Raw genomic sequence first — 1,824 nt, forward strand, 5'->3', positions numbered from 1 at the left:
CACGGCGAGGGCTCCATCGCCATGCTGGAGCGGCTGCTCTCCTTCTGGAAGGGCAAGCTGTTCGTCCTGACGCTGCTGGGCTTCGCCGCCACGGACTTCCTGATCACCATCACCCTCTCGGCCGCCGACGCCTCCACCCACCTCATCGAGAACCCCCACCTGACGAACGTGCTGCACGGGCAGCAGATGCTGATCACCCTGCTGCTGGTGGCCCTGCTGGGAGCGGTGTTCCTTAAGGGTTTCCTGGAGGCGATCGGCGTCGCGGTCGCCCTGGTGGTGGTCTATCTCGGCCTGAACGCCGTGGTCGTCGTCGTCGGCTTCTGGCATGTCCTGACCGCCGGGCACGTGGTCACCGACTGGACCAGCGCCCTGACCACCCAGCACGGCAACGTCTTCGCCATGATCGGCGTCTCCCTGCTCGTCTTCCCCAAGCTCGCCCTCGGCCTGTCCGGCTTCGAGACCGGCGTCGCCGTCATGCCCCACGTCCAGGGCGACCCCGACGACACCGAGAACAAGCCCAAGGGCCGGATCCGCGACACCAAGAAGCTGCTGACGGCCGCCGCGCTCATCATGAGCGTGTTCCTGATCGCCACCGCCTTCATCACCACGGTGCTCATCCCGGCGAACGAGTTCAAGACGGGTGGCCAGGCCAACGGCCGGGCACTCGCCTATCTCGCCCACGAGTACCTGGGCAACGCCTTCGGCACGGTCTACGACCTCTCGACGATCGCCATCCTGTGGTTCGCCGGCGCCTCCGCGATGGCCGGCCTGCTCAACCTCATGCCCCGCTACCTGCCCCGCTACGGCATGGCACCGCACTGGGCGCGGGCGGTGCGCCCGATGGTGATCGTCTTCACGCTGGTCGCCTTCCTGGTGACCTGGATCTTCGACGCCAACGTCGACGCACAGGGCGGCGCCTACGCCACCGGTGTACTGGTCCTGATGTCCTCCGCGGCCATCGCGGTGACCATCGCCGCCCGCAGGGCCGCCCAGCGCGGCTGGACCATCGGCTTCGCCATCGTCTCGGCCGTCCTGCTCTACGTCACCGTCGCCAACGTCATCGAACGCCCGGACGGTGTGAAGATCGGCGCCTGCTTCATCGTCGGCATCATCCTCATCTCCCTGGCGTCCCGGCTGGCCCGCGCCTTCGAGCTGCGCGTCACCCATGTCGAGCTGGACGACATGGCGGAACGATTCATCCGCGACATCGCCAGCCGGAAGATCCGGTTCATCGCCAACGAACCGGGCCGACGGGACAAGGCCCAGTACCGCGACAAGGTCGAGCAGATACGGGCCGACAACGAGATGCCGGAGCAGGAGGACTTCGTCTTCGTCGAGGTCACGGTCACCGACCCCTCCGAGTTCGAGGCCGGCCTCACCGTACGCGGCGAGGTCCTGCACAACCGCTACCGCGTCCTGACGGTGGAGTCCTCCTCCATCCCCAACGCCCTCGCAGCCCTCCTCCTCCACGTCCGGGACACGACCGGCTGCACCCCGCACATCTACTTCGAGTGGACCGAGGGCAGCCCCTTCGCCAACTTCCTGCGCTTCTTCCTCTTCGGCCAGGGCGAGGTCGCCCCGGTCACCCGCGAGGTCCTGCGCGAGGCAGAGCCGAACCGGAAACGCCGCCCCCGCGTGCACACCGGCTGAGGACCGACCCCGCGACCGCGTCAGGATCCCGTCAAGATTCGCCCGCACGCGTTAGGGGCCCGTAAGCAGCGGTCGCCACACCGGGTGCGGGCGCCTAGCGTCGGCGGCATGCGACGGAGCGGACCGCCAGGCTCGGCCGGCGACCGCCACTGGCGCGGCAGCGCCCGGCTCGCG

1 protein-coding gene is annotated in these 1,824 nt (G+C 68.6%); it reads left to right on the top strand.

Features of this window, described 5'->3' with window-relative positions:
* Positions 1–1,650, top strand: a 1,650-nt coding sequence (locus tag ACZ5NH_RS45460) for an APC family permease (RefSeq protein ID WP_468784356.1), incomplete at its 5' end; no start/stop codon positions are given.
* Positions 1,651–1,824: the final 174 nt, after the last annotated feature.

The organism is Streptomyces sp. NPDC031426, assembly GCF_055581585.1.